The following is a 25,903-nucleotide window of genomic DNA, read 5'->3' as shown; positions in this document are numbered from 1 at the left end:
TGGATCCTATTGAGGATTTAGCGGCTAGCTTTTTAGGTGATACCAAACATATATTTTATGATAGAATTTAAAAATATACTTGATTCATTAGTAGAAAGAGGTGCTACTATGACTTTTCTCCAGTGGTATTCTCATACCACGCTCAGCGAAATGTGGGCGTTTTATGAAAAAACAATCACGCATCATCCCTATTACCTTGCCATCTGTCTTAAAGATAAAGAAAATAGTTGTCCAATTGGCTACGTAAAAGCGGAAATGAACGATAGTCACGACTTTGGCACTTCGAAAGGAGTTTCTTCGGCATAAAGGGATTGTGACAGACGCCAGTAAATCATTGGTTTCATTACTGAAAAAAAGAGAGTATCCCCTATATTACAGCCACACATGATGTAGAAAATTATCGCAGTGGAAATGTGATGAAATAAATCGGTATGACGTACTGTTACTAATACAGAGAACAATGGCAACCTAAAAATGTGCTCATTTCTGAATGTACCAGTTAAATTTAGATAATCACGCAGACCGTGTCTATAAAAAATATTGGGATACTTATCCTGACCACTTCATAGAAGACATTTGATGTAAGCTTGTTTCTTCTAAATCCTTTTTGCCGTTTTTATGTATTGAAAGCGTATACTAATAATTGAAAGGACGTGATTTTTTGCGTAAAGATGTACCAACTATGTTCGCTTAATTTAACATTTTTCCCAAGACAAGTAATATCAGCCTTGGAGACTAAAGCGAAAAGAGAGAAAAAATGAATTTACAAGAAATAATCCATAGATTAGAAACTATCTATCAACAGACCGATTACAATGGTAGTTATGCACTTGTAACCGCTGATAAAATTTTAGCTAAGAAAAATTATGGGTTTGCAAAATTTAAGGAAAAACAGTTATTCACAGAAGCAACTCAAAGTTGTATTGGCTCTGTAACGAAGCAATTCACTGGTACCGCCTGCATGATCCTTCATGAACAAGGTAAGTTAAACTTGGAAATGCCAGTAGTAGCCTTTTTTCCAGATTTGCTAATCCCAAAAGCAATCACAGTTAAACATTTATTGACAATGAGTAGTGGTCTACCTGATTATCCAACGGAGCTATTCTTAAATAGTTTGAAAAAAATTAAAGAACAGAGACCAGAGCTAAACGAAAAACTTCAGGAATTTTATGCTGAATTTGCTACCGCAGAACAAATTTCTTTCAATAAATTGAAAACGATAATTGCTACTAAACCGATGGATTTTCAGGTTGGAACCCGAGTTTCTTATAGTAATACTAATTATTATTTATTAGGTTTGATTATTGAAAAAGTATCTGGACTCTCATTTGAGAAATTTGTAACACAAAAAATCTTGTCTCCTTTATCGATGGTAAAAACTTCCTTTGCCACACAAAATAGCATAGCAAGGAGCTATCGTAACATTGATAATGAACTACATGAATTTCCAAATACTTATCAATTACTATCTGCAGATGGCTGTATGGTCTCGACTATTAACGACTTATCGAAATGGCTACAAGCAGTTCTCAAAGGTGAAATTTTGTCGCCCGAAAGTTGGGATCAAGTTTTCAATCTCTATTTAAAAGAATATAATTGTGGTTGGATGAAGTTAGGAGATTGGTTTTACCATGGCGGTCAATATCTAGGTTTTTACTGCGAAATCTTTCTGCATCGAAAAGCAGGTCTAGGAAAAGTTATGCTTTATAATCGGGAAGCCACTTCTGAATTAGATCAATATTCTATGGATGAACGTTCCAATTGGCGTAATTTAATTCGAGATTGGTCATTTTCTCAAAATTAATAAAAAAGCTCTAATCCTATTGAAAGATTTAGCGGCTAGCTTTTTAGGTGATACCTTGCTATAATAAACACGAAGAGAGCGTACTAGACATACGCTCTCGGGTAGACCGTTTAAGACGGTAGCTTGATTTTAATACGGAAATAAACCCGTCAATCTTCGCTAAAGGTTATGACGGGTTTATTTTTTGTCGTTTTTATTACTGATTTTGACAATTAATGTTGCGAAAGCAATCGCAAGCATCAATGCTTCAAAGACAGTCACTGCTATTCCTTTCTAGGGAAAAAGCGAACAAGCAAAAACATTGGCAGTCCCCCTTTTTTGAGAAATTGCCACCGTCATAAACTTCCTACTTGTGTAGTATAACACATTTATCCCTTACTGGAATACGCTTACTTTTTTTATTTACTATTCGACTTTTCCGTTTCAACTTGCTATAATAAACACAAAGAGAGCGTACTAGACATACGCTCTCGGGTAGACCGTTTAAGACGGTAGCTTTAATTTATTGGTTAATAAACCCGTCAATCTTCGCTAAAAGTTATGACGGGTTTATTTTTTGTCGTTTTTATTACTGATTTTAACAATTAACGTTGCGAAAGCGATCGCAAGCATCAATGCTTCAAAGACAGTCACTGCTATTCCTTTCTAGGGAAAGAGCAAACAAGCAAAAACATTGGCAGTCCCCCTTTTTTTGAGAAATTGCCACCGTCATAAACTTCCTACTTGTGTAGTATAACACATTTACACCTTGCTGGAATACGCTTACTTTTTTTATTTACTATTCGACTTTTCCGTTTCAACTTGCTATAATAAACACAAAGAGAGCGTACTAGATATACGCTCTCGGGTAGACCGTTTAAGACGGTAGCTGAATTAATTAGGAAATAAACCCGTTAATCCTGGCTAAAGATTATGACGGGTTTATTTTTTGTCGTTTTTATTACTGATTTTGACAATTAATGTTGCGAAAGCAATCGCAAGCATCAATGCTTCAAAGACAGTCACTGCTATTCCTTTCTAGGGAAAGAGCAAACAAGCAAAAACATTGGCAGTCCCCCTTTTTTTGAGAAATTGCCACCGTCATAAACTTCCTACTTGTGTAGTATAACACATTTGTACTTTGTTAGAAGGCGCTCTCTTTAAAAAAGTAGGAGCCCCAGAGAGATCTAGAAAAAAGTGTCCAATTATCTATTAATAGATCTTTGGACACTTTTTTCTTATTAAACAAAGGTTTTATTCTGGCGCATCTTCCAGAGACCATCGCAATACTCCACTATACCTTCCGACTGGATCAGAAGGAAAAATCGTCAACTGAAGTTGTTTGGTCAAATTAGCGGTAGCGTTGCCGCTTCCTTGCAAAATAGGTTGGCTATCTGCATTAATTAGAACACGCTGATTCTTCTCACCATAACTTATTCTTTTGTCGAGTAACTCACCGCTTTCGTTCTTTAACGGTTGTTCTTCTTTTACTTTAATTGTCCACCGACTTTTATCAAGTTTGCTTGTATCTTCAATGCGGATTTCTTTATTTGTAATAGAAGAAATCATTGTCTCTGTTGCGGGAATTTCATTCACACCAAAATTGATTGTATCAGGTAAAATGAGCTTGGGCCCAGCTTCTTTTTGAAGAGTCCGACTGTCTTTTTCTGACTCTTGATTGTTCTCATCTTTTATATAAAAGAAAACCTCTCGATTCAACCAATGTTCAGGAAAAGTATACGTAACTTTATCAACAACCGATTCTGGCGCATCTACATATTTTTTTAATTCTTTTTCTTCTGTGCCACACTTCGCTATTAAAGTTATATTGGTTGATGGATCATGAGAAAATGAAAAAGTAACTTCTCGCTGATTTGTAAAACGTGAGACCAATAGCGGATTTTCTTCATCCATCAATTTGAATTGTAATAACTTCTTTTCACGATAACGATGAATAATTGTTTGCTCCTCTGGAAGAAACATTCCTTGATCTTGTTGGGTCTTAATTGGTTCATAGCCAGCTATTTGGGGATACTGATTAGACAAGTCAAAAGGCGTGGTTAAAATCCCTTCTTTTGTGACTAGTTCATGAATAGCATTATCTTGTTCATTTAAAAACACAGCCGTTGCTTTCCCCACATAATTCACACTGGATGTAGCAGTCGTTTCCTCTAAATTTTCTCCATCTAAAAGAGTTCTTGCACTAAACGGCAAGTCTAATTTTCCACTTGAAATGAGCGCCGTATCGACTGGATTTTGAGTCCCTTGCCATTTCAAGTAAACTTTATATTGTAATACGGTATCGTAGAGACGACTATCTGACAGATTTTTTGTCATAATTTGGACATTTTCACCATCTGTTTGGCTAGTAAATAAATCCGTTAAATCTTCTCCTTTAAAGTCTGTAACTAAGACTTTGTCAAATTGATATTGCTTTGTTTGATTTACTTGGTTCAGGTTAACGTTTACAACCATTTGACTAGGTTTTGTCCACTGATCAATATTGGGAATGGTCTGTTGCACATTTAAACAAACAGCCGTCTCTGCATTTTCAAAATAAGTATCCATTGCGTAGGCTGGTGGAAATTCTGGTTTTGCCAAAAAATCCGTAAAGTAAACAATTGATGACGGCGTTGTGTCATTGTTGTGGACTACAAAAGTAACAGTAGAAATACTTTTGGTCGTCATTTCAAAACGCTGGCGAGGGTCCCGCCAAGGTACCCCTGCAGTAACGTTTTTTAGATATAACCAATAATCATCGTCTCCGCCATCCCACGTATCGTAAAGAATATGTGTAGGATTTTCCGCATATAAGGCATCAATTATCGTTCCAGGGTTTTTATAGCCAACATATTTGTTTGAATTTAACCCATAGTAATTAAACGCTGTTTTTATCGTTAAGGGCTGACCATAATTATCAACAAAATCATAGGTAACCAGCATTTCGCCTTTAATCGTAATTCCTAAAAAGTAGCTTTCAGTAAAACTAATTGATCCTCCATCCAAATTACTTTTATTCCGTTGTAATGTAACTAATAAATTAACTGCTTTTCCTTCATAGAACCCCACATTTTTTACTAATGCTTTACTTTTATTTGTCGTTTGACTAACTGCCATGTAGTTTGAATACACTTCGCCTTCAATTGGTTCAACGGATGTATTTTCGCCGTAATGCATAATAAATGTGTTTGCCGCTGGTGTAATCGATTGATTTGCCCAATGGAAATAGCCCAGTTCTGTTAATGGTCTAGGAGCAGCCTCTACTTTTTCAACTCCTAAAAAGATCCCTCCAACTATCCACAATAAAATCAATAAATAGTTATGTTTTTTCAATTGAGATTACAACCTCCTTACTTTTACTTGTAAAAAATAAAATAAATATTAAATAACAATTGATATTATTTGAAGATCCAAAGACAATTGTAATAGAATTTCTATGCTGTATCTACTCTAAAATATTTCTTAAAAATACCTAAAAAACGAAAGCTTATTTAACAATCGACTTTCCCGTTTCAACTTAGCATAATAAACACGATAAACATGAAGAGGTCAGGACAGAACCAATTAGTTCCGAAGGCGTTGGTTCTGTTTCTGCCGTTTATTAGGTTGCGAACGTTTAAGACGTCATCTTTAATTATAATCAACCTTCGGTAAAAGTTATGACAGGTTTATTTTTTATTACTGATTTTAGCAATAGACTAAACAGACCGACCATCAAAAAAGATGGTCGGTCTGTTTAGTCTATTGGTCTACCTTTACTCCTTCTCCGACAATGCTCGCCAGACATCAAATGTTTGTTTTAAGCCTTGGACATTATGAACACGTAAAATTTCTACGCCTTGTTGTGCTGCATACAAGGAAGCAGCGGCTGAACCAAAATCACGGTTGGCTGGTTCTGGTTCGTTCGTTAAAGCGCCAATGGTTCGTTTGCGAGAAACGCCGTATAGTAACGGATAATCTTGGTAGCGAAAGGCGTTAGGATCTTTTAACAGTTGAAGGTTTTCTGCGACAGTTTTATGAAAGCCGATCCCTGGATCGAAACAAATTTTTTCTAAGGAAAGGCCGTATTTTTGGCATTGTTCAATTTTTTCTGTATAAAATTGGTGTAACTCTTCTTTTAAAGAAAGAGATTGGCGTTTTCTAGAATGCATAATCACAACTTGGATTTCAGGATATTGCGCGAGGACTTCTGCCATCCCCGGAGTGTCTAATCCTTTGATGTCATTAATCATTGTGGCGCCAGCTTGGATCGCGGCTTCCGCTACTTCGGGATAGTAGGTGTCCACAGAAATCGGCGCTAGAGAAGTCTCACGTATTTTTTTTATTAACGGTAATACTCGGTCTGCCTCAACTTGTGGAGAAACTTCTTCGTAGCCAGGACGTGTGGATTGGCCGCCAATGTCTAAAATATCGGCCCCCGCTTCTAGTAAATGAAGCGCATGTTGATAGGCCACGTCGACCGTTGTGTAGCTACCGCCATCAGAAAAAGAGTCGGGGGTCGTGTTGACAATCCCCATAATTTGGTAATTCTTTTTTAAATCAATCATTGTCACATTGCTCCTTTATCTGCTGAATCATCTTTCGTAAGGCCCGCATTCTAGGACTTATCTTCATTCGTTCACTCGTGGACAACTCCGCTAAGGTTTTGCCTCGGTCTGGTAAATAAATAATCGGGTCAAAACCATAACCACCTGTACCGCGCGGTTCAACTAATTCACCAGTCAAAGTGGCTTCCGTTTGCAACAGTTTGTCGTCATCGAGTACATAGACCAACGTGGCTGATAAGGTTAACTCGCGGGTCGACTGTTGCCCTTCAAATAAGTGCAACAGTTCGCGGTTCTGTTCTTCCGGATTGGCTGAATGGAAAAAACGGCTTGTATGAATACCTAATAAATCAGGAAAAGCAGTTAACGTTAAGCCGCCATCATCACCTAACACTGGGCGGCCAATTAATTGTTGGAAAAAGCGAGCTTTTAGATAAGCATTTTCAGCATACGTAGTGCCAGTTTCTGCAGGTTGTTCTTGACTGGTTGTATACTTTCGATAAGAGACAAGTTGAATAGCGGGGTCCTTAAGTCCTGATTGCATTTCTTTTAACTTACCTTGGTTATTCGTGCCAACAATGATTTCCATTTTCTAACGTATCTCCATTAAAAATTGATTTTTCCACTCTTGTTCTTTAAATAGTCCGGTAAATTGAAATGTTTTGGTGCTACTTTGTGGTGTTTTCACGCCGCGCATCGTCATACACATATGTTCCGCTTCAATGGCTACTGCAATGCCTTTGACGGGAATATTTTCTTGGAGTTTGCGGGCAATTGTCACTGTTAAATCTTCTTGAACTGTGGGACGTTTGGCACAATGTTCTACTAATCTTGGTAACTTGCTTAGTCCCAATACTTTGCCACCTTCTGGCAGATAAGCGACATGTACTTTTCCATAAAATGGCAATAAATGGTGTTCACACATTGAATAAAAGGCAATATCTTTTACTAAAACCATTTCGCCTTCATTTAAGCTATCAAATAATTTATAATCGTCAAATTCAGGTTCGGTTAATCCACTAAAAACTTCTGCATACATTTTAGCTACACGTTTGGGTGTATCAATGAGTCCTGACCGTTGAGTATCTTCCCCCACTGCTTCTAAGATTGTGGTAACTGCCTGCTCAATTTGCGCTTGTTTTTCCTGCTCCATCTCTACCATTCCTTTTCGCTTACTCGCACTTCTTCTTGATTGCCACTGCGCTGAATCCATGTAGCTATTGGCGCGCCCAATAGTTGTTCCTCTGCGTAAACATCACTTAAGGGAATCAAAACAAATGACCGTTTTGTTAATTCTTGATGAGGAACTTGTAAGTGGGGCAACGTGACTGACTGTTCCCCTAATAATAAAATATCAATATCAATAATCCGCGGACCCCAGTGAATTAATTTTTTACGTTTCATCGCTTGTTCAATTCCTTGGGTAACAGCCAGTAATTCTTCAGCGGTATAGCTAGTATCAATTTTCAATACGGCGTTCAAAAAATCATCTTGGTCTGTATAGCCGTAAGGATCCGTTTCATAAAGTTTTGAAGAAGCCACGACCTGAATCTGCGGGTCTTCGTTTAAATAATTGCGGGCTTTCACTAAATTTGCGTACGGATCGCCGACGTTACTACCTAATGCTACATAGCCAATCATCTATACTTCTCGCTCCATTTCAATTTCAATATTGTCAAAAAGGCCGGGCATCGGCACACTATATTTTCTAATTTTAATGATAATTTTGTTCAATTGTTCTTGATAATCTGCGGAAATATCATCTAAAATAGCACTCGCTAACCCTTCGATTAAATCGTACGAGTGATTGTTTACTCGTTGGGCAATCAATTCATTCACTTCGGCATAATTGACAGTTTGAGTGACATCATCTGTTCGCCCTGCCTCGGCTAGCGACAACTGCATTTCAAGGTCGATTTCTACTTGCTGCCCTAGACGTTTTTCTTCTGCCAAAACACCATTTTTTGTGAAAAATTTCAAGTTGTTGATTCTAATTTTATCCATCCTCTAACTCCCTACCCTCTGTTTTGCTGATTTTTTTAATCATAGCATATTTCTTGGAAAAGTCAGTAGTTAAAAGATGGAAAAGTGGTTATTGGTATGATATAAAAAATTACTTTTTATGAATCAAATAGTATAACTCGTGTATTCAAAAAAGAGCGTTGCTGATGCAACGCTCTTTTTCGGGGGTTATTCGTCTTTTATCGCATTGTTACAAATTCTTCTGAGCCTGTTGGATGAATCGCAACAGTATTATCAAAATCTGCTTTGGTCGCGCCCATTTTAATAGCGACTGCAAAGCCTTGTAGCATTTCGTCAACACCGATGCCGATGCCATGCAAACCGACAATTTTTTCTTCTTTGCCGACACAGATTAATTTCATGTCGCATTTTTGACGGTATTCTCCTAAAGCGAAATACATTGGCGTAAAGCTAGAGCGATAGATTTTCACTTGGTCTTCACCATATTCTTCAAGCGCTGCTTTTTCCGTCAAACCAATTGTCGCAACTGGTGGATGGGTAAAGACCACCGTTGGTACCAAGTTATAATCCAAATATAAATCGGTTTGTCCGTTAAATAAGCGTTCAGACAGGCGCCGACCAGCGGCAATCGCGACTGGCGTTAAGTCGATTTTCCCAATGACATCGCCGACTGCGTAGATGCCATTTTGCGTGGTATTTTGGAATTTATCTACTTTGACGTAGCCTTTTTCATCAAGGGCTACTTTCGTATTTTCTAAGCCTAATTGATCCGTGTTCGGCTGACGGCCTGTCCCGAAAATCACGGCATCTGTCGTGATTGATTCACCATTTTCAAATGTAATAACGTACTCATTCTGCGCCGTTTTTTCAATTTTAGCTGGTGTTGCATTCGGATGAATTTGCATGCCCATTTCTTGATAGCGTTCTACGACTTTTTCAGAAAGCATGTCATCAAAGCTTCGTAATGGTCGTTCATGACGGAAGGCCCAATGTGTTTCTGCGCCTAAGCCATGTAAGGTTCCTGCTAATTCGGCTGCGATGTAACCCGCACCGACAAAGACCACACGTTTTGGCATTTCTTCTAACGCAAAGAAGCCGTTTGAATCTAAGGCATATTCTTCTCCTGGAATACCTAGTTTTTTCGGACGACCACCTGTCGCGATTAAAATGTGCGGCGCCGTATATTCTGTTCCATTGACTTCAATTGTTTGCTCCCCAGTAAACGTAGCGTAACCATGGATACGTTCAATGTTGTTACTGTCTAAACCACGATTATACGCACCATGTAAGAAGTCGATATATTTTTCACGATTTTCAACTAATTGTTTAAAGCTAAAATTTTTGATTTCAACATCAAACCCGTAGCCTGCTGTGTCTCTTTCCATCATTTCCATCATGCTGCTGGCTTGCCACATGACTTTTTTAGGCACACAACCAACGTTGACACAGGTCCCACCAATTTCGTTGCCCTCAATTAAAAGGACGTTGGCTCCGTGCATTCCTGCGCGGTTAGCAGAAGCAATCCCGCCACTACCGCCACCAATAACAATATAATCATAGGTTTTCATTTATTCTGGCTCCCTTTCAATTTGAACTTTCTCCTTTATTATCGCAAAAAATAGCAAAAAAAGACAGTCGTATTACTTACTTTTGTTTAGTTTTCTGCTGCTTCTGTTTCATGGATTCGTTCCGTAAAAGCACTGGGGGAAAGGAATTCAATCGTAGCATTGTCGAAGGGAATTCCTAAATCTTCTTTCGTTACGTTTGGATTCATTGTAATGACGTAAAGTGTTTTGCCTAAGGAAAGTGCAATCCCAATTTCTAAATAACTTAGTCGGTCAAAGTCACCATTAATAAAAACGTAGGTTGCTTCGTGAAGATACCGTTTTATCACTTCAATATCTGTAAACATTCCGGTTTGAACACAATCGGCTAACCCGAAGCCCACACCCCCCGCACAGCCATGCTCATCTTCAAACAGCTGAGGATCTACCAAAAGGTCCGTTTGAATACGTGGGTTTTGACCAATTTGGTAGGCGAATAATTTAGCCATAGTTATTCCTCCTTCTTTTTCTTTTACTATAGCACAAAAAGGAAACCCTCATATGCCAGAGGATTTCCTTTCTTTTAATACATGTTCCCAACCACTTTTACTCGTAAGCGGGTTGCATTTTCTGGATGATAGGCGAGTGGTGTTTCTTCCACCTCGACTAACTCGATTGTGCCAGGAACTGCACCCGCAAGTTCGGCTTGTTGAACGGCTTTTTCTTGGGCATCGGCCAACGCCGCGTCTCGTTGGATTTTTGAATAGACATAAATTTGTTCATATTGTCCGCTAATCTGAGCGATAGAGGCACCGATGGCATTCGCCACTGCCCCGTTTCCGTTGCGAATTAGCGCTTTAACGCCTGTCAATTCTTCGGGGATGATAATACTCCCACCACCAACTAAAACGACCGTCACGTCTGCGGAACTGGTTTTCATGCGATCAATCGCTTCACTGACTAATTCGCCAATTTTTTGGTACACTTTTTCCGCAAACGCTTGGTCTAAATGAGCCACTTTACTAGGATCACCGATTTGGGCATGACCTAAGCGAACCGCAATATCAGTGGTCGTTAATTGTGTGCCGCCAAAAACAAGGGCCTCTTGTGTAATACGGTAGCCGACACTGTCGGGGCCAACTGTCACAGAACCATCTGGTTGTTCACGCACTAGACTGCCGCCGCCGACACCGATTGACACGATATCTGGCATTCTAAAATTGGTCCGTACTCCGCCAACATCAACGGCCAGTGAAGATTCTCTTGGAAAGCCATCCACTAACACGCCAATGTCTGACGTTGTGCCACCAACATCTAAAACAACCGCATCTTTCAAACCAGCTAAGTAAGAAGCGCCACGAATACTATTTGTTGGTCCACAAGCAATGGTTAAAATAGGAAACTGTTTGGCATACGTTAACGACATTAACGTACCATCATTTTGACATAAGTACACTTGGGCGTGATGAATTTTTTCTTGTTCTAAGGCTTGTTCAAAGCCTTCGCTGGTCACTTTAATTACTTTGTGCAACGCAGCATTCAAAATTGTCGCATTTTCCCGTTCAATTAAACCGACAGACCCAATCATTGAGGAGCAAGATACAGGAACATCTGCCCCTAACACTTCCTTCGCAAGTGCTTGAACAAACAATTCTTGGTCATTTTTTAAAGAAGAAAAAACGCCAATTACTGCGATTGCCTCTACTTCTCCTCGCCAAGAGGCCAAAATCCCACGTAATTCTTCTTCGTCCAGTGCAGTCAATGGTTGTCCATCATATTCGTAGCCGCCATGTGCTAAAGCATACGTTTCTGAAAGAGTGGCCACTAAATCCTTAGGCCAAGCTGTGTAAGGCAAGACCGAAGCGGTTGCTGGATAGCCCAAACGAAGGACCCCAACTTTCGCTAATTTTTTTCGCTCAACAATGGCATTCGTACATTGGGTCGTGCCCAACATTGCATGTGTGACTTTAGTTGGGTCCACTGCTGATTCTGCCAAGACTTTATTTAAGGCACCGGCAATCCCTGTTTGAATATCATCGGTTGTTGGAACTTTCACTGAATGAATCAAGTTTAATTGATGATCTAAAATAACAGCATCTGTATTTGTGCCGCCGACATCGATACCGATTTTATACATTTATTTGTCCTCCTTCGCTACTAAGTTTTCTAGTGGTTGATAATCCATTTCGTAGCCGAAATACCGAGGACCCACTGTTTCGATACCTTTTTTCGTTCGCCAAGCGGCATTCGCTTTCAAACCCATTACTTGGACACGTTTGCCGTATTTCAAGCTTTCTGTTGTCACAGGCGTTAAAGTTTCTAAATCTACCATACAAATCAAATCAGGCGTCATCGCAATTACCTGACCATCTTTCTCGGCAATTAAATTTTCATTTTGAAAATGGACGACTGCTTCTGAACCAGCATCACTGTTTAAGCCACTCAATTTGACACGTCCCAAATTGAAGCCACCTTTTACTTCTCGTTCCACATCTAGAATTTTTCCTTGGAACAATTCAAACCCATCCGTAACTTCTACTAATGCTTGGCGTTTTTCTTGTTCATCCGCATAGGTACCTCGAATCACTTTGCCAATTTCTTCTGATAATGTCACGATGTTGTGAATACCATAGTCTTGTAATTGTTTGCCTGTCGCGGGATAAATGCTCACTAAAGCACTGGCGCCCATTTCAACCGTTTGAACACGAGCAAGACGTTCTGTCCAAGTATTATCAATCGTTTCCATAATACCAATATTTCCTTTTTCATCGGTAATTGCCATAGGGGTCGCTGACATCCCATTCAAATGGAACGTTACCATAGGCAATTCTGGAAAGGCCCGACCCATACCATCACAATCCACCAAGAGAATGCCTAGCTTCGCTGCAACAACAATTGGAATCATTGAATTGACGCCCCCAGCTTCCATTGGAAAGGTCCCCGCAATCGTTTCTTGGTCTAAATATTTTCCTAACTTCTCAAAGACACGGACGAATTCGTCGCCTTTGGGAAATTTTTCAATTGCGACAGATGGGGCACCCATCATTGCGGCTGGTAGGAAAAAATCCTCCGCGGCAATTTCTTCTGGAGAAACCAGTTTGACAGGTCCGTTTTCTTCGATGGCGGACAAAGCCATCATTTTACCAATGTAGGGATCACCGCCACCTCCTGTCCCTAAAAAAGCTGCTCCTGTAGCTATATTCTCAATTGCTTCTGCATCTAAATAACGCATTCTCCGACACTCCTCTTCTTCATTCCATTTCTAATGATTCGGTGTTCGTCTGTTGACGTTTTGCACCGAAATAATAAATAACAAACGATAAAACAATGCCAATTAGCGGTTGGTTAGGCAATTGAGGGGCATTGGGAAAGAAACTCATAATCACCGGAATGCCCCCCACTGCAGCACCAATTAGCCATGAAAAAACACCTAATTTATTCACGCCAGGCGTTGGCTGCCATTTGGTTCGATCACCTTTGTTAATCAACCAATAGGCAGCAATCATTACACCAGCCACTGGTGGAACCATCGCAGAAAGGACAGACATAATCGGCGTAAAGTAATTTAAAATCCCCACGACTGCTAATAAGGTTCCAATGGCGCCGGCCGCACCGACAGCGACTTTTTCTTTTTCTTTTGGAATATCAAAGACATTAATCAAGGCCAGTCCGCCAGAAAAAGCATTCACGGCATTCGTGGTCCAAGTTGCTAAAATTAGCGCAATAATTCCTAAAACTGGAAAACCGAGATTCATAAAAACTTCCGTGATATCTGCGGTGTTCGAAGCAATGGTCAAGACCGCACCAACGCCAATCATCAACAAGCCTGTCGGTAAAATCCCTAAGGTGGCCGCTTTAACCACATCTTTACGAGAAGAAACATATTGAGAGTAATCTCCAGCAATTACTGCGCCTAATGCAAAAGAACCGACAGTCATTGAAAGACCTGACATAAAGCTTCCTGCTGTTTGAGGTGTATATTGACTAACAGCTTCCCAACCGTTGTTTCTTAACGAAGCCACCAAGCCATAAAGACAAACCAGAACTAACACAGGAACCGCAAAATAATTCAGAATTTTCAATATTTTTATGCCATAAAGAGCCGAAATAAGCATGATAATTCCCCAGATTAAGGAAGAAAGCGACACAGGTAAATCAATGCCGTAAATTTTTAAAAAGTTCGTGAAGGCGCCGCCGCTGACATTGGCTTGCAAACCAAACCAACCTAAGCAAGCAATCGCTAGAATAATGGAAATAATCTTTTGCGAACCTTGAATGCCAAACACTTGAGAAGCGACTTTGACAGAAGGTTCTTGTAAGTCGGAACTTTGAATTCCTTGTAAAATCATTAAAATAACAATAATACCGTAACCAATAAATCCTGTTAACAAAGCTTCCCTTAAAGGCATGCCTGCAACTAACGTTCCTCCAATAATTAATCCTGGCACGCTAATCATTGCGCCCGCCCAAACAAATGCTAAGCTAAGCCACGATTGTTGTTGCTCGTTTTTTAATTTCATTCTCATTCCTCCTTAATTATTTTTTCAATTATAACGAAAAATCAGTCATAGGTCTTTTTCAAATTGAAAAAAAATATCGAGGAAGTTTTGGCTTAAAATAAAAAAGCAGACAAATCGGCTACTGCCGATTGTCTGCTTTTTTCATTCATTCGTGACCAAGCGATATAAGATCATCGCCAAATAGACTTCATAGGCTTCGGCGGCGTTAGTCATATCATAGCCGAGCGCTTCATTAATTTTACTGATACGATATTTGACCGTATTTTTATGAACAAATAGGCGTTCGCCGCATTCTTTAAAATCACTACTTGCATCTAGTAAAAACGTCCCTAATGTCATTAACTGCTCTGATTCTTTTAAGAGAGGTTGGATAACTGCTAAGCGTTGTTGGATTGCTTCTTCTCCTGCTTGGAGACACGTCATCATTTGTTGAACTGTACGAATTTCCGCGATTGATAACACTTTTCTTTGTGGATAGACGCGCTTTAAAAACGGCGCGACTTGATTAGCGGTTTGGTAGCTGACACGCACTTCAGTCGTGTTACGAACTTTCGGACAAAGGATGATTTCACCTAAATAGTCCTGATAGTCTGTGGCTTGCAAGTATTCTTTACTAATCGTGGCTTCAGGCTGTTTGTGTAAATAATTACCTAAGAGAACAATCAGGTAATTTTCTGTTTGCTGGACAATCGTTGTTTGGTAATAGTAACGTAGGAAATCTTTCAAATCTTGCTGAATAGCGTGGATTTCTTGTCCTTGTTGCCAAATAGGCAAAAGCCACATCGTTTCGACAGAAGAAATATCAATCATTAATTTTTTGGCTAATTGGTACATCTTATCACTTTCATCGTTAATGATTGCTTGGACTAAGGCATACTCACTGACTTCGTCATAGTTTTTCCCCCATAAATTCAGAGCCATCTGAACGACTTCCACCGCTTGATTCATCTCAAAAGAGGTTAACTGCTCTTCTTCTCGAATGAAGTAAAGCTTCAATGTTTGTCCATCTTTCTGAGGAAGTTTTTGCGAGGTAATGAAGTAGGTCGTTTCTCCCAGCGCTACTTTCTCTTGTGATTGATAAAGTAACTTGGTTAAGGGTAATTTCGTGCTTCGCGGCCAATTGATGGTGCTGATGATTTCATTGGTATAGGTGGTTAACGCAATATTGACTTTTAAAAAATCGGATAGGATTTTCAAGGTCATTTCCACACTGCGGTTTTGTTCAGGCAAAAGGGAAACTTTTTCCAAGAGGTCCGTTGCAAAAGAAGCCATTTTATTTTTATTGACTAACAATTTCATGACTTCATAAATGACTTCGTTGTAGCGTAATGTGGGATCATTTTTAGGCATTTGGATTAAAATGAAACCTAAAGAATCCGCTAATTGAATCACTTCCTCTGCAACTTTCGGTACGATAATCCCAACGTAGTACAAGATTAGGCCTACTTCGCCTAATTCATGGAGATGCCGAATCGTTTCGCATTGCTTCACCACATCATGACGAATGGCACAAAATGAACCAATCAAAATTTCGCCAGCATGGTATTCATTTGTTTTGTGAAGTTTTTCCGAAAACAAAGACATATCAGAGACTTCTAAAAAAGAAAGAGAAGCAACAGATGTGTCCAATTGGTTTTTACCAGAAAGTACCGTCGCTTCTCGCAAAGACGGTAATTTTAATAAATCATTCACGCGGACACTCATAATTACTCCTCCTTTTGGCTGGTTTATTTTTTCTTACGAATCATATCGCCGACTGCAACAGGTTGCGTCACTTCCATTGTTAATAACATCATGGGATTAGGTGCCCGATCGATCGCTTCACCGTCTTCATTATACATCTCTTTAACGGTTTGGTGGAAATGGGTAAACCCGGGACCATAAAATTCAATTTCATCGCCGACACTGAAAAGGTTCCGTTGACGAATCGTTGCGACTTGCGTCTTTTCGTTGTACGCAATCACTTCACCAACAAATTTATATTGTGGAATTTTACGACGTTCGCCGAATAATTGTTCATTTTCACTTGGTGTATTGTAATAAAAACCAGTTGCTAATTCACGTTGTGCTACTTTCCATAATTCATCAATCCACTCTTGTTGGCAGACATAGTTTTCAGGGTCTTCCATGTAAGAATCGACGGCTTTTTTATACACATTAGCGACTGTCGAAACATAGTGAATGGATTTCATGCGGCCTTCAATTTTAAAACTATCGACACCATTTTCAATTAATTCTGGAATATGTTCAATCATAGACATATCTACGGCGCTCATTGAAAACTCTTCTTCAACTTCCCCTTCGCTGGTTTTGCTCCGACGTTCTGTCCCAAAAGGCATATCAAATAACTCGTATTTCCAACGACAAGATTGAGAGCAACCGCCACGATTGGCATCCCGCATCGACATATGGTTGGATAAAGTACAACGTCCTGAATATGAAATACACATTGCTCCATGAATAAAGGCTTCAATTTCAATGTCCGTATTTTCACGAATCGCTGCAACTTCCTCCATTGAAACTTCGCGCGCTAAAACCACACGTTCTAAGCCTTCATTTTTCCAAAATTCTAATGTTTCATAGTTGGTTGCTGAAGCTTGTGTCGATAAATGGATGGGTAAACCTGGTGCTTCTGTCGCACAAATTTCGATTAAAGCTGGATCGGAAACAATCACAGCTGAAATTCCGATGTCTCGCAATTCTCTGAAAAACGCTCCTGCCCCTTCCTGGTTTCCTTCATGAGTGACCATATTGGCAGCGACATAAACTTTCGCATTATGTTCGCGGGCAAAGGCTACGCCTTCCGCCATTTCTTCTGGCGTGAAATTTCCTGCGCGGCTACGCAGACCGTAGGCATTCCCTCCGATATAAACGGCATCGGCACCGTAACGAATTGCGACTTTTAGTTTTTCTAGCGTCCCGGCTGGAGCCAACACCTCGGGACGCTTCAATGTTCGTTCTGTCATTACTTTCATGTTCTTCTTCCCCTTAAATGAATCAATTTATTTTATTGCATCGGCACTTAAATCAAAGAAACCATTGTCTAAGCCACGACCTGTTGGATGTAATTTTTCAATTTCAGCTGTTGCATGAGCTGCTTGATCTTCTGACCAAGTTCCCGCTTCAAGTGCTGCTTTCGCTTCAGCAAATAAGCGAGCAATCGCGACAAAATTTTCACCTGGCGTGTAAAGGCCATCGAGCTTCCATGTACGATAGTGATGGTCATACAAGTTTGTTAACTCATTCATCAAGTTCACATCGTTATTGGCAAAAATATGCGTACCATGACTATCTTCATAAATGGAATAGTGGGTTTCTGGTTTTTTGGGTTCAGAAATAAACAGCCCTTCGTCTTTCGTAACCCCTTTGTCGTTCTTTGTGTAATTGTAGTAATTTTGAATTAATGGGCGTTTCGATTGATGAATACAGGTCGCCCCATAGACAAGAATTTCAGCTGGAACTGCTAAGTTTTCTTCCATTGCGACCATTTCTTCAAAAGGTACTTCCCGAGCTAGGACAGCTCCGATGGCTCCTCGTTTACTCCAAAAATTGATTTGACGTGAGCTCGTTACCAAGGTTTCGCCATCATAAACGTAAGGAATTTCTAATCCATCTCGTTGCATAATAAACACAATACCCGGATCACCCAAAGTAATTTTATCGACGTTGATTTCTTTTAAAAATGTCAGATACTCTGGGACTAATTTCATTTTTTCAGGGTGCATAATGCCATTTACTGCAACTAGCACTTGTTTGCCCATTTCATGTGCACGTTTCACAATCTCGCGTTGTTCATCTCGTGTAAAAGATACGGGCAAACGTAACCCGAATGTTTCTTCTCCAATATATAATGTATCCACACCTGTTGCGAGTAATTCTACAGCCTGCTCAACAGATTCTGCAGTTGCAATCAGTTCAATCATAAATATAGCCTCCTTCTTTATGACCGTTTAATAGTATCATACGTTCACAAACTTTAAAAGAGCCTATCTGTATTAAACGTACATTTTTCACAATGTTTCCGAAAAAATTTTGGTAGAAAAGCGCCATCCGCTTACCTACCAAATGCTCTTTTTTAATTACTGGTCATCTGTTCTTTGGTCACTCGTTCAAGTGATATTTTCGTTCATAAAACGTTACTACAACGGTGAATAGCCACGCTGCTGCTAAGCCTAACAAGCTGCCTAAAACAATCCCCAAAAAGCGGAATTGAATCAACGTTATCACGTACTGCTGACGAACGAGCAATGAAAGCATCAGAGCCATAGGCGTTGTGAAAAATTGCGCCAATCCATAATTACGACGAATAAAATACTCAACGGTCACAAATAAGATTGTAATCACGACAATCGATTCAAAAGTTGTCAAAGCTAAATTAAGCAGAAAAGCGGAAATAACCAATCCAATCGTTGTGCCAAAAATTCGCTGAATATTTCGCTGCTTAATCGCACGTAAATTGTCTCCTTGTAGAATGGATGCACAGGAAACGACTAACCAATACGGATTTTGTAAATGTAAACTTTCGCTGATATATACAGCAAAAAATAAAACAAAGCTATAATATATGCTATCTAATGGTGCTTCTGGATGCCGATAAATTCGTTCCCGTAATGATCGCTTAGCTAGCGGGGCACTGATTTCCTTCTCTGTAAAATGCAACACTAGTGCAAACAAAATGGAAAAGCCAATGCCTAATAACATACAGCCACTCATGAACGGAATTTTTGCTAGCGGAATGCTCGTACTGGCACCCATCGCTGTCACCATCACACCAAAGAAGGCTCCTGGTTTTGAAATATCGTAAACTTCAAAGAAAAAGCGGCCACCAAAACCGACCATTGCAACAACAATGGGAATGAGCCATGCAATATGGGTCGATAACATGCCTAACAAATTTCCTAAAAAAAGGTAACTACCGACCACAGATAAACGAGTCATTAACTGTTTTAATGGTAGCGGCTGATAATATAAAAAAGTAAAAATACCTAACGAGCCAAAGCTTGAAATCAATAATTGATGATTGATATAGCCCAAAAAAAGAATGCTGAACATAACCAAGCCAGCAAACACTAGTCGAAAAGGATTATCCTTTGGACGTTGATAATGTAGTAATTCTCGAAAAAAAGATTGTTCCATTCCATCACCCCTCCTTATTAACGTAGCACAGAAAAATCAATCTGGCAATTCTCAAAAAGAAATCGCCACTGGAAAATAGAAAAGCCTGGCATAAAAACCCTAAATGGTTTTTGTACCAGACTTCGCATCTCATCTATACAGTTTGTAATTCTTTCGCTTCTGTCTTTGGTGCTTTTGGTGCCCGCACATTTAACGTGATTTTGCCTTTGCTAGCGCCTAAAGTTACTTTATCCCCTAACTGAATTTGACCAGAAAGAAGGGCTTCACTTAAACGATCTTCCACTTCTTTTTGCAAGGCCCGACGAATTGGACGTGCGCCATATTCTGGATCAAACCCAACTTTACCAATAACTTCAATTGCAGCTGGTGTGATTTTCACTTTAACCTCTTGTTCGGCCATCCGTTTCACGACAGATTGACTCATAATTTTCACGATTTCATGAATTTCCTCTTGTTTCAAGGAATGGAATACAACCGTTTCATCAATTCGGTTTAAGAATTCTGGACGGAAGGCTTTTTTCAATTCTTCCATGATTCGTTTTTGCATTAATTCATGATTTTTAGAAATGTCTTTCACATTGAAGCCAACATGTTTTTCTTCACGAATCGCTGTTGCCCCTAAATTGGAGGTCATGATTAAAATCGTGTTACGGAAATCGACTTTTCGTCCTTTGGCATCCGTTAAATGGCCATCATCTAAGACTTGTAATAAAATATTAAAGACATCTGGATGGGCTTTTTCTACTTCATCTAGCAAAATAACGGAATAAGGACGTTGACGAATTTTTTCAGTTAGTTGGCCGCCTTCTTCGTAGCCGACATAACCTGGAGGAGAACCGATTAAACGGCTAGTGCTGTATTTTTCCATAAACTCAGACATGTCCACGCGAATCAAAGCTTCTTCGCTGCCAAACATCGCTTCGGCTAAGGCTTTGGCAAGTTCTGTTTTCCCAACCCCTGTTGGTCCTAAGAACATGAAGGAACCAATCGGTCTTGCTGGGTCTTTCAAGCCACTACGCGCACGACGGATAGCGCGTGAAACAGCTTCAACTGCTTCATTTTGGCCAACGACCCGTTGATGTAAAATGGTTTCTAATTCCATCAATCGTTCGCTTTCTTTCTTCTCTAGCTGCTGCAAAGGAACGCCTGTCCATTGTGAAACAACCCCAGCCACGTCTTCTTCTGTTACTTGCGTACTGTAACCAGACAGACTTTTTTCTTTCACTGCAATCAATTCTTCTAGTTTTTCCATTACTTGTTTTTCTTTTTGACGAATCCGAGCGGCACTTTCAAATGATTGGTTTTGAATGGCCTCTTCTTTTTCCGTAATTAATTGAGAAATTTCGGTACGCAATTCATTAATTTCTGAAGGCTGATCTGCCTTATCTAAACGAACTTTTGCTGCAGATTCGTCCATTAAATCAATTGCTTTATCTGGTAATTGGCGGTCATTTAAATAGCGAATCGATAATTGAACTGCCGCATGTAGAGCTTCATCTGTAATTTCTACGCCATGATGTTTTTCATAGCGTGAACGCAAGCCTTTTAGAATTTCTTCTGCTTCTTCTGGCGTCGGTTCTGCTACTTGAATACGGGCAAAACGACGTTCCAAAGCGGCATCTTTTTCAATATATTTTTGGTATTCATCCAGAGTTGTCGCACCAATTGTTTGCAACTCACCACGTGCTAAAGCAGGTTTTAAAATATTTGAAGCATCGATCGCCCCTTCTGCACCGCCAGCACCGATCAAGGTATGCAATTCGTCAATAAATAAAATGACTTGTCCATCTTGATAAATTTCATCGACAACTTTTTTCAAGCGATCTTCGAACTCACCTCGATATTTAGTTCCAGCAACCAAGGCACCCATGTCTAGCATCATTAAACGTTTGCCTTGCATATCTTCAGGGACTTCCCGGTTGACAATTTTCTGGGCTAACCCTTCTGCTATCGCTGTTTTCCCAACACCTGGTTCACCGACTAAGACAGGATTGTTTTTGGTACGGCGACTCAAAATTTGAATCAAACGACGAACTTCGGTCCCGCGACCAACTACTGGATCCAAACTTTGTTCTCGTGCTAACTTGGTTAAATCTCTTGCTAAAGAATCCAATGTTGGCGTCCCTTGTGGCGCATTTTTATTTTGACCATTCCGACGACGTTGTGCGCCATTGGGTTCGGAAACGCCCATTTTTTTCAATAATAATTGACGCATTTTGGATAAGCTTAATCCTAAATTCACTAAAATTCTAGACGCTAAAATTTCTTCGTCTCTTAACAAGCCTAATAATAAATGCTCGGTACCAATCTTTTGAGCCCCTAAGCGCTTCGCTTCATCTCCAGCATAGGCAAAGATTTGTTTGGCTCTTGGTGAATAAGATAAGTATAAGTTGTTATTCCCCATTGGACTTTGCATGGTGCCATAGCCACTTAAATGCTCAATTTCTTCACGGATGTCTTCTGTGTCAGTATTCAATTGTCGTAATGTTTTTCCGGCAATCCCATTCGGTTCTAAAACGAGTGCTAATAATAAATGCTCAGAACCGACGGATTGATGACGAAAATACTTCGCTTCTTCTTGGGCAATCGCCAGTACGGCTTTCGCACTTTCTGTAAATAGTTCATCCATAGTTATTCCTCCTCATAGCTCAAGCGCTCTAAAAATGAACGCATTATTTGAGCTCTTAGAAAATCTTCGTGATTCCCCAGACCATTCAATGTGCTTTTACTTAAAGCAGCTAGCATTAAATTGCCTTCCTTTTTCGTAATCACTTCTTCTTCATACAATGTTTGAATAAATGTTAGCGCATCTTTTTCTGTTAAGGTTGCGCCAATCAATTGATCCATTTGTTTTAGTAATTGATCGTTATCTGAAATTTGTACTTTGACAATGCGAATATAGCCGCCTCCACCACGTTTACTTTCAACTGCGTAGCCTCGTTGGATGGTAAAACGTGTATTAATTACATAGTTAATTTGTGAAGGAACGCAATTAAATAAATTAGCCATTTCCGCCCGACGGATTTCAATTTTATTACTTTCTTCTAAAATCTTTTTTAAATAAGCCTCGATTAAATCTGACGTATTTTGATTACTCATAGTCTTCCATCCTTCTTCTCTCTTGACTAATATTGACCATTATTATATCGAACTTTGCCTATTAAATAAAGAGGAACGCTTTGACTTTAATAAAAAAATGCAAAACAGGAGGAGCAACCTCAGTCAAACTGACTTAAGTTCCCCTCCTAAAATTGAAAATATGTTATTGAATTACAGGCAGACAATGGCTCCGCCTTAATGTCTCACAAAAGCGTTTCTTCGCCGTAGGCTTGATCCAAGGCTTGCTGAATATCTTCGATAATAGATGTTGGCTCTTCCAAACCAACGTACATGCGAATGTGCGCTGGTGACAAGCCTCTTTTCTGAAGAGCCGCCAAGTTATTGCCTTTAAATACAGGCAAGGCCAAACTTTCAAAGCCACCCCAACTGACCCCAATTGTGACCAGCGTCAATGCGTTCACAAATGTTTTCAAACGTTCAAAATCGGTATCTTTTAAATCAATCGCAAACAATGAGCCATAACCTGTTAAATATTTTTCTGCTAACGCTTGTTGTTGTTGATTCCCTACAAAAGGATGATATAATCGACTGATTCGCGGATCCTTTTGCAAAGCCGACAGCACCGTTTGGATGGCTTGAGACTGATGCGCCAACCGAACGGGCATGGTACGAATACCTCGTAACGCTAACCAAGAATTGAAGGGACTATTGACTGCGCCTAATGCTTGATGACCATGTTCAAAAATTTGATCCACAAGCGCTGCTTTGCCAATGACAGCCCCTGCTACAATATCCGAATGACCACCAATATATTTGGAACAAGAATGAATCACCAGGTCCACATTATGGCATAAAGGATGCTGAAATAACGGTGACGCCCACGTGTTATCAATGACAGTGTATGCGCCAATTTTTTGTGCTAACGCAGTTATTTTTTCTAAATCTAGCAGTTCAAACTTTTGTGAGGACGGACTTTCAAAGTAAATGACTTTGGTGTTTTCCTGAACAAATTGAAAAAGTTCTTCTGTTTCTGCAACGTCTACTTTGGTCAAGGATACGCCAAATTTCTCTAAATATTGCACAAACGAAACAGATTCTCCATAAATTGTATTGACCATTAAAACATGATCACCTTGTTGGAGCAACGTAAACAGCGTTGCCGAAATAGCGCCCATTCCTGAGGCAAAAACTTTACATTTTTCTCCACGTTCCAAACGAGCAATTTTTTTCTCTAAAATTTCTGTTGTGGGGTTGGTGCCACGTGTGTAAACATAATTATTTTTTTCATCTATACTCGCTGCCATAAATTCTTCGTAAGTTGGAAAATAAAAGGAAGAGGTTTGAACCAACTCGGGCACCATCGGATGATACATTTTTTCCATTCCTTTTTCCACTTCACAGCAAATATTTTCATCATTCTCAACATGCATTTCCTTCACTCCTCTTTCTCTACAATGTTTCTGGTACTTCATGGGCTTCTTCTTTTTGATATTGTCGATCTAAGGCTTTTACAAATGGATAATAAATAACGACACTAGCCGCAACAGCTAAAACTTGCGTCACTGCACCTTGCCATTTTCCCACTAAAAAGCCCGAAAACAGAAAGGGCGTAGCCCATGGTGCTTGAATGTTTGTAAACATTGGCATGAACCCAATTTTCATTGACAGAAAGGCAATCAAGACCGATACAATCGGCGCGACCGCAATCGGAATCAATAATAAAGGGTTAAAAATAACTGGGAGTCCAAAAATCAAGGGTTCATTAATGTTGAAAAATGCTGGAACAAACGAAATTTTCGACATGGCTTTCATTCTAGATGAATGTCCGACGATGGCCATTGCAATAGCCAAGCCAATCGTGCAACCAGCGCCTCCAATTGTGGCAAATTGATCGAGCATTTGGACCGTGCCAAAGTTGCCACTTTGAGCAGTTAATTGTCCTAATTCCGCTAAGCTTTGGTTTTTGTCTGCATTCGCATACAAAATAGGATATAGCATGGAATTGATGACAGTTGGATGAATTCCAAACCACCAGAACAGTCCATTTAAGCCAGCCACAATAATAATTGCAAAAGGGGTTCCGATTAAACCTTGCAGTGGCGCTTGAATCACCGCATAAATTAATTGCGGGAAGGAATCCGCAAACGAAAGCCCAATCCCATTAATCAATAAAGCCACCGCTACCACAAAAATCCCAGGAATCAATGCACTAAAAGCTTGGCTCACCATAGAAGGCACGCTTTCAGGGATTTTGATGACTAATTTTTTCTTAATACAGAAACGAGTCAATTCAACCGAAAGAATTGACATAATAATGGCCGTAATCACCCCTTGCGTTCCTAACCAATCAAACGATAAAACTTTCGTCACAACTTCGCCAGATTCTGTGATCACCGTTTTCGGTAAAACGACTACGTAAGCAACAATTCCTAAAATTAATGAAGTTAAACGATCCATTTCGTAACTTTCCGCCAATTTATAGGACATCGTCCCAGCAAAAATAATTCCCATCATGTTGAAAGTCGCTCGATAAGCTGGTGAAATCATATCCGCCCAACCTGCACCGAAAATTCCAGCCATAAAATCGCCATACCCTGCTACTGGAAAATCTGTAATCAACATAAAAATCGACCCAATAATTGTTAACGGCATAATTGCAAAAAAACCATTTCTTAAGGCTTGAAAATAACGTAAACTTGTAATCCTTGAAATTTTAGGCACTACGGCTTGCTCCACCCAGTTTGTTAACTTATCCATTTCACTTCTCTCCTTAATCCTTTGTGATATCCTCATCATAAAGAAACCGCTTTCTGATGTAAATACAACTAACTGATTCTGTAACTATGTTTCATAATTCATACGCTTAAGGTATACTGAAAGCGAAACAAAGTACCACAGAGAGGTGAACCCATTGAATCTAATCGAATGTTTAGAACAAAAAGAACGCTATACATATAACGAAGGGCTAATTATTGATTTTATTTTATCTCATACTGAACGAGTCCTGCATATGTCGATTTATGAACTAGCAGAAGCCACCAACTCTTCAACTTCCACGATTGTTCGTTTGTGTAAAAAAACAGAAACTAGCGGTTTCAAAGAATTTAAAATCCGCTTGTCCCGCGACTTAGAAATTCACTACCAAGCAATCCGGAATGTTGATGCGAATATGCCTTTTTTAGCGCAAGATTCTGATTTACTAATTGCCAAGAAAATTGCGCAGTTAACGACTGAAACTGTTCAATCCACCCAACAGTTATTAACCGAGGCCATGTTAAATAAAAGCATTGATTTACTTTTAACCGCTGAAAATATTTTAGCAGTGGGGGTCAG

22 protein-coding genes (1 of these 22 running past the window's edge) are annotated in these 25,903 nt (G+C 39.6%); 3 read left to right on the top strand and 19 right to left on the bottom strand.

Annotation, left to right across the window (positions count from 1 at the left end):
* Positions 1 to 108: 108 nt before the first annotated feature.
* Positions 109 to 306: a hypothetical protein gene (locus AB1I62_RS14500; protein WP_010774056.1), complete on the top strand. Its 198-nt coding sequence runs from the start codon at positions 109 to 111 to the stop codon at positions 304 to 306.
* 451 nt (positions 307 to 757) lie between these two features.
* A complete protein-coding gene (locus AB1I62_RS14495) occupies positions 758 to 1,804 on the top strand; it encodes a serine hydrolase (RefSeq protein ID WP_002386221.1) in 1,047 nt (348 codons plus the stop codon).
* Between the two features lie 1,233 nt (positions 1,805 to 3,037).
* On the opposite strand, the gene AB1I62_RS14490 is transcribed toward AB1I62_RS14495, so the two are convergent.
* The 19 genes from AB1I62_RS14490 to AB1I62_RS14400 form a co-directional block, all read right to left on the bottom strand.
* Complete coding sequence (locus tag AB1I62_RS14490; protein WP_104859377.1) at positions 3,038 to 5,086, bottom strand: hypothetical protein; 2,049 nt, start codon at positions 5,084 to 5,086, stop codon at positions 3,038 to 3,040.
* A 452-nt stretch (positions 5,087 to 5,538) separates the two neighbouring features.
* Entirely contained in the window at positions 5,539 to 6,330 is a 792-nt protein-coding gene (gene folP, locus AB1I62_RS14485; RefSeq protein WP_002386219.1) for a dihydropteroate synthase, read from the bottom strand.
* The gene (locus tag AB1I62_RS14480) at positions 6,323 to 6,916 is read right to left on the bottom strand and encodes a non-canonical purine NTP pyrophosphatase (RefSeq protein WP_002354736.1); all 594 of its coding nucleotides are present in this window, start codon (positions 6,914 to 6,916) and stop codon (positions 6,323 to 6,325) included. The genes folP and AB1I62_RS14480 overlap by 8 nt, the downstream gene beginning before the upstream one ends.
* Positions 6,917 to 6,919: 3 nt before the next feature.
* Positions 6,920 to 7,489: a GTP cyclohydrolase I FolE gene (gene folE, locus AB1I62_RS14475; RefSeq protein WP_002381007.1), complete on the bottom strand. Its 570-nt coding sequence runs from the start codon at positions 7,487 to 7,489 to the stop codon at positions 6,920 to 6,922.
* On the bottom strand, positions 7,483 to 7,968 hold the full coding sequence (folK, locus tag AB1I62_RS14470; protein ID WP_002365443.1) for a 2-amino-4-hydroxy-6-hydroxymethyldihydropteridine diphosphokinase: 486 nt from the start codon (positions 7,966 to 7,968) through the stop codon (positions 7,483 to 7,485). The genes folE and folK overlap by 7 nt, the downstream gene beginning before the upstream one ends.
* A complete protein-coding gene (gene folB, locus AB1I62_RS14465) occupies positions 7,969 to 8,331 on the bottom strand; it encodes a dihydroneopterin aldolase (RefSeq protein WP_002354733.1) in 363 nt (120 codons plus the stop codon).
* A gap of 197 nt (positions 8,332 to 8,528) precedes the next feature.
* The gene (gene gor, locus AB1I62_RS14460) at positions 8,529 to 9,878 is read right to left on the bottom strand and encodes a glutathione-disulfide reductase (protein WP_002354732.1); all 1,350 of its coding nucleotides are present in this window, start codon (positions 9,876 to 9,878) and stop codon (positions 8,529 to 8,531) included.
* A gap of 86 nt (positions 9,879 to 9,964) precedes the next feature.
* Positions 9,965 to 10,363, bottom strand: a complete 399-nt coding sequence (locus AB1I62_RS14455; RefSeq protein ID WP_002375430.1) for a hypothetical protein — start codon at positions 10,361 to 10,363, stop codon at positions 9,965 to 9,967.
* Positions 10,364 to 10,437: 74 nt separating this feature from the next.
* The gene (locus AB1I62_RS14450; protein WP_104859307.1) at positions 10,438 to 11,991 is read right to left on the bottom strand and encodes a hydantoinase/oxoprolinase N-terminal domain-containing protein; all 1,554 of its coding nucleotides are present in this window, start codon (positions 11,989 to 11,991) and stop codon (positions 10,438 to 10,440) included.
* Positions 11,992 to 13,086 (bottom strand): DUF917 domain-containing protein, encoded by a 1,095-nt coding sequence (locus AB1I62_RS14445; RefSeq protein WP_104859306.1) that lies wholly within the window; start codon positions 13,084 to 13,086, stop codon positions 11,992 to 11,994.
* Between the two features lie 19 nt (positions 13,087 to 13,105).
* The gene (locus AB1I62_RS14440; protein ID WP_367019374.1) at positions 13,106 to 14,380 is read right to left on the bottom strand and encodes a cytosine permease; all 1,275 of its coding nucleotides are present in this window, start codon (positions 14,378 to 14,380) and stop codon (positions 13,106 to 13,108) included.
* A gap of 135 nt (positions 14,381 to 14,515) precedes the next feature.
* On the bottom strand, positions 14,516 to 16,078 hold the full coding sequence (locus AB1I62_RS14435) for a PucR family transcriptional regulator (RefSeq protein ID WP_002354724.1): 1,563 nt from the start codon (positions 16,076 to 16,078) through the stop codon (positions 14,516 to 14,518).
* A gap of 23 nt (positions 16,079 to 16,101) precedes the next feature.
* Positions 16,102 to 17,349 (bottom strand): U32 family peptidase, encoded by a 1,248-nt coding sequence (locus tag AB1I62_RS14430; RefSeq protein ID WP_002368523.1) that lies wholly within the window; start codon positions 17,347 to 17,349, stop codon positions 16,102 to 16,104.
* A gap of 27 nt (positions 17,350 to 17,376) precedes the next feature.
* Positions 17,377 to 18,297 (bottom strand): peptidase U32 family protein, encoded by a 921-nt coding sequence (locus tag AB1I62_RS14425; protein ID WP_002354722.1) that lies wholly within the window; start codon positions 18,295 to 18,297, stop codon positions 17,377 to 17,379.
* A 178-nt stretch (positions 18,298 to 18,475) separates the two neighbouring features.
* Complete coding sequence (locus AB1I62_RS14420; RefSeq protein WP_113848605.1) at positions 18,476 to 19,510, bottom strand: FUSC family protein; 1,035 nt, start codon at positions 19,508 to 19,510, stop codon at positions 18,476 to 18,478.
* Between the two features lie 133 nt (positions 19,511 to 19,643).
* On the bottom strand, positions 19,644 to 22,139 hold the full coding sequence (locus tag AB1I62_RS14415) for an ATP-dependent Clp protease ATP-binding subunit (RefSeq protein ID WP_367019373.1): 2,496 nt from the start codon (positions 22,137 to 22,139) through the stop codon (positions 19,644 to 19,646).
* A 2-nt stretch (positions 22,140 to 22,141) separates the two neighbouring features.
* On the bottom strand, positions 22,142 to 22,609 hold the full coding sequence (locus AB1I62_RS14410) for a CtsR family transcriptional regulator (RefSeq protein WP_002354715.1): 468 nt from the start codon (positions 22,607 to 22,609) through the stop codon (positions 22,142 to 22,144).
* Positions 22,610 to 22,812: 203 nt separating this feature from the next.
* Positions 22,813 to 24,042: an aminotransferase class I/II-fold pyridoxal phosphate-dependent enzyme gene (locus AB1I62_RS14405; RefSeq protein ID WP_048737488.1), complete on the bottom strand. Its 1,230-nt coding sequence runs from the start codon at positions 24,040 to 24,042 to the stop codon at positions 22,813 to 22,815.
* Entirely contained in the window at positions 24,020 to 25,327 is a 1,308-nt protein-coding gene (locus tag AB1I62_RS14400) for a PTS transporter subunit EIIC (protein ID WP_367019372.1), read from the bottom strand. Before AB1I62_RS14400 ends, AB1I62_RS14405 begins: the two co-directional genes overlap by 23 nt.
* A gap of 145 nt (positions 25,328 to 25,472) precedes the next feature.
* Between AB1I62_RS14400 and AB1I62_RS14395 the strand changes: the two genes are divergently transcribed.
* A protein-coding gene (locus tag AB1I62_RS14395) for a MurR/RpiR family transcriptional regulator (protein WP_002354705.1) crosses the window boundary here: on the top strand, positions 25,473 to 25,903 show its 5' portion. It continues 427 nt past the right edge of the window; 431 of the gene's 858 nt are visible here — the first part of the coding sequence; it begins with the start codon at positions 25,473 to 25,475; the stop codon falls past the right edge of the window.

Origin of the sequence: Enterococcus sp. AN402 (assembly GCF_040719405.1) — a bacterium.
Taxonomy (GTDB): Bacteria; Bacillota; Bacilli; order Lactobacillales; family Enterococcaceae; genus Enterococcus; species Enterococcus faecalis.
This window is presented reverse-complemented; position numbering and strand designations above follow the sequence as displayed.

Coding starts and splice junctions, on each gene's coding strand:
- AB1I62_RS14500 (WP_010774056.1), top strand. CDS start 109: ATGACTTTTCTCCAGTGGTATTCTCATACCACGCTCAGCGAAATGTGG.
- AB1I62_RS14495 (WP_002386221.1), top strand. CDS start 758: ATGAATTTACAAGAAATAATCCATAGATTAGAAACTATCTATCAACAG.
- folP (WP_002386219.1), bottom strand. CDS start 6,330: ATGATTGATTTAAAAAAGAATTACCAAATTATGGGGATTGTCAACACG.
- AB1I62_RS14480 (WP_002354736.1), bottom strand. CDS start 6,916: ATGGAAATCATTGTTGGCACGAATAACCAAGGTAAGTTAAAAGAAATG.
- folE (WP_002381007.1), bottom strand. CDS start 7,489: ATGGTAGAGATGGAGCAGGAAAAACAAGCGCAAATTGAGCAGGCAGTT.
- folK (WP_002365443.1), bottom strand. CDS start 7,968: ATGATTGGCTATGTAGCATTAGGTAGTAACGTCGGCGATCCGTACGCA.
- folB (WP_002354733.1), bottom strand. CDS start 8,331: ATGGATAAAATTAGAATCAACAACTTGAAATTTTTCACAAAAAATGGT.
- gor (WP_002354732.1), bottom strand. CDS start 9,878: ATGAAAACCTATGATTATATTGTTATTGGTGGCGGTAGTGGCGGGATT.
- AB1I62_RS14455 (WP_002375430.1), bottom strand. CDS start 10,363: ATGGCTAAATTATTCGCCTACCAAATTGGTCAAAACCCACGTATTCAA.
- AB1I62_RS14450 (WP_104859307.1), bottom strand. CDS start 11,991: ATGTATAAAATCGGTATCGATGTCGGCGGCACAAATACAGATGCTGTT.
- AB1I62_RS14445 (WP_104859306.1), bottom strand. CDS start 13,086: ATGCGTTATTTAGATGCAGAAGCAATTGAGAATATAGCTACAGGAGCA.
- AB1I62_RS14440 (WP_367019374.1), bottom strand. CDS start 14,380: ATGAGAATGAAATTAAAAAACGAGCAACAACAATCGTGGCTTAGCTTA.
- AB1I62_RS14435 (WP_002354724.1), bottom strand. CDS start 16,078: ATGAGTGTCCGCGTGAATGATTTATTAAAATTACCGTCTTTGCGAGAA.
- AB1I62_RS14430 (WP_002368523.1), bottom strand. CDS start 17,349: ATGAAAGTAATGACAGAACGAACATTGAAGCGTCCCGAGGTGTTGGCT.
- AB1I62_RS14425 (WP_002354722.1), bottom strand. CDS start 18,297: ATGATTGAACTGATTGCAACTGCAGAATCTGTTGAGCAGGCTGTAGAA.
- AB1I62_RS14420 (WP_113848605.1), bottom strand. CDS start 19,510: ATGGAACAATCTTTTTTTCGAGAATTACTACATTATCAACGTCCAAAG.
- AB1I62_RS14415 (WP_367019373.1), bottom strand. CDS start 22,139: ATGGATGAACTATTTACAGAAAGTGCGAAAGCCGTACTGGCGATTGCC.
- AB1I62_RS14410 (WP_002354715.1), bottom strand. CDS start 22,609: ATGAGTAATCAAAATACGTCAGATTTAATCGAGGCTTATTTAAAAAAG.
- AB1I62_RS14405 (WP_048737488.1), bottom strand. CDS start 24,042: ATGAAGTACCAGAAACATTGTAGAGAAAGAGGAGTGAAGGAAATGCAT.
- AB1I62_RS14400 (WP_367019372.1), bottom strand. CDS start 25,327: ATGGATAAGTTAACAAACTGGGTGGAGCAAGCCGTAGTGCCTAAAATT.